Source organism: Planktothrix tepida PCC 9214 (genome assembly GCF_900009145.1).
In the GTDB taxonomy this organism is placed as follows: domain Bacteria; phylum Cyanobacteriota; class Cyanobacteriia; order Cyanobacteriales; family Microcoleaceae; genus Planktothrix; species Planktothrix tepida.
The window spans coordinates 1-6,310 of the sequence record NZ_LN889767.1 but is presented as its reverse complement, the minus strand read 5'-3'; the positions used below and the strand labels follow the sequence as shown (position 1 = coordinate 6,310).

Annotated in this window: 5 protein-coding genes; 3 read left to right on the top strand and 2 right to left on the bottom strand. The window is 38.6% G+C overall.

Going from position 1 to position 6,310, the window contains the following annotated elements:
- Nucleotides 1-185: 185 nt before the first annotated feature.
- Complete coding sequence (gene cobM / locus PL9214_RS02810; protein ID WP_072717340.1) at nucleotides 186-974, bottom strand: precorrin-4 C(11)-methyltransferase; 789 nt, start codon at nucleotides 972-974, stop codon at nucleotides 186-188.
- Nucleotides 975-1,105: 131 nt separating this feature from the next.
- Nucleotides 1,106-1,966, bottom strand: coding sequence for a prolipoprotein diacylglyceryl transferase (gene lgt / locus PL9214_RS02805; protein WP_072717339.1), 861 nt, complete (start codon nucleotides 1,964-1,966; stop codon nucleotides 1,106-1,108).
- A gap of 269 nt (nucleotides 1,967-2,235) precedes the next feature.
- Between lgt and PL9214_RS02800 the strand changes: the two genes are divergently transcribed.
- The 3 genes from PL9214_RS02800 (at nucleotide 2,236) to PL9214_RS02790 (ending at nucleotide 6,111) form a co-directional block, all read left to right on the top strand.
- The gene (locus PL9214_RS02800) at nucleotides 2,236-4,872 is read left to right on the top strand and encodes a zinc metalloprotease HtpX (RefSeq protein ID WP_072717338.1); all 2,637 of its coding nucleotides are present in this window, start codon (nucleotides 2,236-2,238) and stop codon (nucleotides 4,870-4,872) included.
- A 457-nt stretch (nucleotides 4,873-5,329) separates the two neighbouring features.
- Nucleotides 5,330-5,524, top strand: a complete 195-nt coding sequence (locus tag PL9214_RS02795) for a hypothetical protein (protein ID WP_072717337.1) — start codon at nucleotides 5,330-5,332, stop codon at nucleotides 5,522-5,524.
- A 41-nt stretch (nucleotides 5,525-5,565) separates the two neighbouring features.
- Nucleotides 5,566-6,111 carry an RNA recognition motif domain-containing protein gene (locus PL9214_RS02790; protein WP_072717336.1) on the top strand — a complete coding sequence of 182 codons (546 nt, stop codon included), beginning with the start codon at nucleotides 5,566-5,568 and terminating at the stop codon, nucleotides 6,109-6,111.
- Nucleotides 6,112-6,310: the final 199 nt, after the last annotated feature.

Sequence of the window (6,310 nt, the reverse complement as noted above, 5' to 3'; positions counted from 1 at the left end):
TTCATTTTCCGTTGCCAGCTTTGGAGGATTATTGCTAACCTTACATTTATTATAACTCATTTGGAAGTGCTATATTGAGAATTCCTAGTTTTATATTTAGCAAACGAAACCAAGAGAGAGTTCTCCTAAAGAAGATTGGTAAAATATTAACTAATAGTGTTTCTCGGTACAACCTAGAAAATCGGTTAAGGACGGAATAAATGGGAATGTTCAGGGTTATATAATCCTGATCTTAATGTTGAAGAATGAGGGATTTTTGCTAAAGCCGGACTAATTACATAAAGCGTCGTTCTAATTAAATTTTCTTCCTGGGTAACTTGTGCCATTTTTTCTAAAGGAACTACCCGAATTTTCTCATCTGGCCATCCTAAACGGTAACAAATAGCAATCGGCATTTCAGCAGGATAATATTTCATTAACTTTTGCTGACTTTCCTCAACATAACGGGCACTTAAATATAAACATAAACTGGCTTTATGAGCCGCTAAACTCTGCAATTCTTCATCGGCTGGAACCGCAGTGGCTTTTCCACTGACACGGGTTAAAATAATGGTTTGCACTAATTCTGGTACCGTTAATTCGACTTTTAATTTAGCGGCTGCATCTTGAAATGCACTAATTCCAGGAACAATTTCAAACTCAATTTCTGCTGCATTTAACTGTTCCATTTGTTCATAAATCGCCCCATATAAACTGGGGTCGCCCGAATGTAACCGCACAACCGACTTTCCTTGACGTACCCGTTCAATCATTAGGGGTAGAATATCTTCTAAGGTTTTATTTGCCGTTTTAATCAGTTCTGCATCCGTCCGAACCCCACTTAAAATTTGGGGAGGAACAAGGGAATCTGCAAATAAAATCACATCCGCCGATGCTAATAACTTTTGAGCTTTTATGGTTAATAACTCAGGATCACCAGGGCCGGCACCGACAATATAAACGGCTGGTTTTAGCACTGTTCTATCCTGTTGCATGAGATTTTGATTCCCCAAAATTTACGATTGATTTTTAGTTTTTCCGGATCTCAACTGACCCAGTAAGAAGACAAGAATGGTAGATGCACCCTGGTTAATGCCCTGGCTATCGAGTCTAGGGCTTTTTCTATTTAAGAATTAGAGGAATGAGATTTCGGCACAACATCCGGTAACGTTCGCTTCAATCCATATAACCAAATTAAGCCGAATAATCCTAAGATAATTCCACTTAAACTGACGAATTGAGCAATTTTTAAAGGCCCCAACATTAAACTATCCGTGCGTAACCCTTCAATCCAAATTCGACCTGAACTATAGGCACATAAATAAACCAGAAAGATTGTTCCAGGCTTCAGGGGCGGTTTACTTTTTAACCCTCGAAAGAATAAGGTAATTAATAAAGTAAATACCATTAAATTCCAGAGGGATTCATACAGAAAAGTGGGGTGAAAATACTCGTAGGATTCAAACCCAAAAGGACGACGTTCGGGGGGAATATAAAGTTTCCAAGGTAAATCCGTTGGATCACCAAAGGCTTCGGAATTAAAAAAGTTACCCCAACGTCCAATGGCTTGACCTAAAATTAACGAAGGTGCAACGATATCGGCTAATTGCCAAAAAGGAATTTGTTTGATTTTTGCAAATAATAAAGTTGCAATTAAACCGCCTAAAATTGCCCCATGAATGGCAATTCCTCCCTTCCAAATGGCAATAATATTAGCGGGATTATTAACATAACTTTCCCACTCAAATGCCACATAATACAATCTCGCACAAGGAATTGCCGCAATCACTAACCAAATTGCTAAATCCCCGATGAGTTCAGGATCAATTTGGCGACGGCTGGCTAGATACTGAGACAAGGAAACTCCAATTAAGACGGCAGAGGCAATTAACAAGCCATACCACCGAATTGATAACGGCCCAATTTCAAAGATAATGGGGCCGGGAGAAGTAAATTGAAATGCTAGAAATAAATGATTTGTATCCATAATAGCTGATTCTAAGCCCAGTTATTGTATCATCTTTCGGGGATCACAGGTCAGGTCTAATTTTTTTTTGAAAAGAAGGCGGATTAAAATATTACATAAAATAAATTTTCAGATGTTTTCAGGGGAAAATCGGTACAATAGGATGAAGTGTGCTTTGTGTAAACTTTTAACTTTTTTGATGAGGTTGGATTGCTGATAATTATGGTTTCAGCTTCTGGTTTTCCCATCAACCCGCCACCGTCAATTATTTTAATGGTAAACGTCCCCCTATGTCTTCCTCAAATTTACCTCCCCATTCATCGGATTTAGAATTAGGGTTAGCAGCTTTAAAATCTCAGGATTATCAACAGGCGATCGCTATTTTAGAACCGATTTCTCAATCTGAAAACCCCTCTAAATTCAAGGCGCAAGTCGGTTTAGTAATGGCTTATGAGCGAACAGGAAATACAAAATTAGCAATTACTTTATGTCGCAGCTTAACCCAATATCATCAGGAAAATATTAAAATTTGGGCAACGGATTACTTAAGAAAACTATTAAAACGCAACCCTCCCAAACTGAATAAGGTTGAATCTATTGATATCGAAAATTCTAACCCATCCGATGAAAGGCTGCCTTCAGAATTACCTCCTATTATAGAAACAGGTTTTATTCCTTTAAATCCTAACTTACAACCGACGAAGGCGAAATCTACTCTAGGAAAAATACCCAAACCTTCTTCCATATCACCACCTCAAAAACCTCCCAGTTCTGCTGTGTCCCAAGCTCCATCTTTCAACCTGGAAAAAACTAAATTAACCTTTCACAAACCGATTTCAAAAATCCCCCCTTCTACTGTTAATTCTGAACCGGAAATCCTTGAATCTTCTCCCGCGCCTGCGGTTCAAGAATGGCAATGGCGACAAGCCGGACGAGCTACGAATTGGAAACAGCTTAAATCTTTACAATCAAGTCCTTTTAAACTCGAACAACTCTTAATGGCTGTGGGTTTAACTTGGTTTATACCGATTGTTTTAGCATTTATTAATAATACTTTAAATCAAATTTGGATTTGGCAACCTATTTTAACCCCTTGGCAACAATTATCTCGTCAACCTTGGCAAATTATTTTTATTTTTTTGTTTTTATTTATAGTCGGTTGGGTTTGGCAAACTTCCAGATTTTTTGCTGAATTTGTATTAACGATTTTAGCGATATTGTGGTTAACCCCTCATTTATTAGATAAGTTACTGGAAATTACTAATCAGGCTTTAACTTGGCTACCTTTGTTACAACCGATTCCTTTATTTTATCGTGACCCCACTCAAGGAGTTTATATCACTTTATTGATTTTATGGGTATTCTCTCCTTGGTTATGGGATGGACTACTTAAACTCAGCTATGGTTTAAAACCTTTACCCCTAACAACGTTATTTAACTATAGCCAAGAAACCAACAAACTTTTAAGGAATTACTGTCAGAATAAAAAAATTAAACTTCCCGAAATTAAATTATTACCGATTGATGATCCGATTATTTTTTCCTATGGAAGTTTCCGACGTTTTGCTCGAATTGTTGTCAGTCAAGGATTATTAGACCAATTAACAGAAGAAGAACTAGCTGCTATTTTTGCGCGAGAAATTGCTTCTATCGGAGAATGGGATTTTGCTGTGATGTCTTTGGCTACAATTATCAGTCAAATTCCCTATTTAATTTATTGGTATTTAGCAGAATTTACCGAAAAATTACCGCAATTAAATCTTCCGTATCCTCAGATTATTCAAAAAATTATAGAGCAAATCGTCAATGCGATTGCTACTTTTCTTTGTCCTCTCTGCTATGGCTTATACAAACTTTTAAGATTCCCCTCCTTGTATTTATCCCGTCGTCGAGTTTATTATAGCGATCGCCTCGCTTGTAACCTTACCGGAAATCCTAACGCTTTAACTCGCGCCTTATTAAAAATAACCATAAAATTATCGAAAACTATTCAAAACCAAGGAAAAACCGATTTTATTCTCGAAGCCTTTGATCGATTAACTCCCCTGAGTTATCAACAAGCTTTAACCTGGGGGAGTGTGACCCATTACACCTCTCCCGACTCTTTATTTCAATGGGATTTAACCAATCCCTATACCCTTTGGCTAACCTTAAATCAATCCCATCCCCTCATCGGAGAACGATTAAAAATTCTAGGCTTTTATGCCAATTATTGGAAATTAGAGCCTGAATTTGATCTCTCCCATCTCAACCCTCCAAAATTGCAAAAATTCGATCTTAATCATTCCCCTTTATTATTACAAGGCGCACCGTTTTTTGGGATTCCCGCAGGAATGGCAATTGGCGGAACTCTTTGGTTAATGGGAGGACTCTGTTCAATGTTAGGGCTGTGGCAATTAGAATGGCTATGGGGAGACTATTGGATTATGGCAGGTTCTATTCCGATTGGCTGTAGTTTAGGAATTTTTATTCGGACTAATCCCTTTTTTCCTGAAATTAAACCTTCTAATCTTTTAAATCAACCCCACTTATCAGATTTAGTCATTAAACCTAATGCTATTCCCCTCGATAGTCAACCGATTTGTTTAACGGGTCAACTTCTGGGTCGCACTGGTTTAAAGAATACCTTTGCTCAAGATTTAATCCTACAAACGTCAACCGGAATGGTCAAACTGCATTATCTTCCCCAATGGACTCCCCTGAGCAATTTTTGGCCGAAAATCATTCAACCCCAGGGGTTAATTACCCAAACCCTTAAAGTAACAGGATGGTGGCGACGAGGGGCGACCCCTTGGATAGATGTAGAAACCCTAGAAACCTCTGATCATCGAACAATCCTACAAGGTGGACATCCCTTGTGGTCTACGATTTTAGCCTTGGGTTTTACCCTCTGGGGAGCTTATCTAGTTTCTCAAGGGGGATGGTGAAGAAAATTCACTGAAAAAGATTGCTCTTTTGCCGGATCAATGTTACATTAATTAACTTCACATTAAGCCTAAGGTTACCCCTTTTGGGATAAAGTCAATTTGAGCACGCCGTTGAGAAAATTCACAAATTTTGCAAAATCAAATGCAAAAATTTTGGTAAAACCCTAGAACTGTGTTCAAGGCTGTGCTATCTTAGAGATTGGCTCATAACGATCCGGTACTGGAATACCCATAGCAAAGGTTCTAGGTTCCATTCAATAGCCTGATTCATCCGAGGCGAAACAGCAACTTAAAAGAAATGACAAATTTTTTGTTGAATGCTGTACTCAAAAATTGGCACTCCAAAGGCAGGAAGTTAACATCCAGCGAGTTGACTTTATATGGTCTTAGCTATAGGAAGTTCAATGTATTTTTGAACACAGGAATAACAAAACGCTATAGCATCAAGTTTTGACAGATGGGAAAAAGTTTACAAGACAACCAAGCCAACCAACATTCTCTGCATGATGAATTATATATGGAGGGAATGGCAGGATTTCATCTTGAAACCGAGATGAAGTGGGTTGTTGAGTTCAATTTAAGAAACCAAAGTGCTAATTGCCTTGGGGTTAATCCTCGATTTGTGTTTTTAAACCACACAAGTTGGGGATAATTTCGCCTATTCATTTTTCATTTAATTTGGAGGTACTACTCATGTCCGTTCGTCTTTATGTTGGTAATCTTCCCAAAGAACTCGAACGCAAAGAATTACAAGAAGTCTTTGTCGAAGAGGGTGATACCGTTTCTGCTAAAGTAATTACCGATCGCAAAACGGGTAAATGTCGGGGATTTGGGTTCGTAACAGTACAAACCGATGAAATCGCCGATCAAATTGTTGAAAAATATAACGGGGTTATGTTTAGAGAAAATGCCTTAAAAATAGAAAAGGCATTACCTCGTAAAAAAGGAAAAGGGGAAGGGGTAGGCGGTAGCGAAAATGGTGGGGAAGAACAACCCCAACAACAGCAACAAGCTCCTGTTCAACAACCGGTTAAAGCAGGTAATACACCCAAAAGTGGTGGAAGCAGTGGCGGTGGCGGTGGCGGTAAAAACCGGAATAAAAAATCTAAACATTCCTCCGGTGGTTATAATGCTACTCCCAAAACAGGCGGTGATGAAGGTTTCCAACCCGATCCCCGTTGGGCGAATGAGTTAGAAAAACTCAAACAGATGTTAGCCGCCCAAGCTGCCAATCCTTAATTTTATATGGCTTTGTTTTAATAAAAATAAACCCCCTCAATCAATAACAATGTTGGGGGGTTTTCTCTATCAAATATTGGATTATAATCCCCAAAGCTTCTCTAGCAGTCAAAGCAATCAGCTATCCCTCTTTTATGACTAAGGGGAATTTTAACGCAGTTATGCCCTTTCAGCCTACGAAAAATCAGGCTTTTCCCTC

Excerpts from the sequence above, each read along its gene's own strand:
- lgt (WP_072717339.1), bottom strand. The coding sequence starts at position 1,966 with ATGGATACAAATCATTTATTTCTAGCATTTCAATTTACTTCTCCCGGC.
- PL9214_RS02790 (WP_072717336.1), top strand. The coding sequence starts at position 5,566 with ATGTCCGTTCGTCTTTATGTTGGTAATCTTCCCAAAGAACTCGAACGC.
- PL9214_RS02800 (WP_072717338.1), top strand. The coding sequence starts at position 2,236 with ATGTCTTCCTCAAATTTACCTCCCCATTCATCGGATTTAGAATTAGGG.
- PL9214_RS02795 (WP_072717337.1), top strand. The coding sequence starts at position 5,330 with ATGGGAAAAAGTTTACAAGACAACCAAGCCAACCAACATTCTCTGCAT.
- cobM (WP_072717340.1), bottom strand. The coding sequence starts at position 974 with ATGCAACAGGATAGAACAGTGCTAAAACCAGCCGTTTATATTGTCGGT.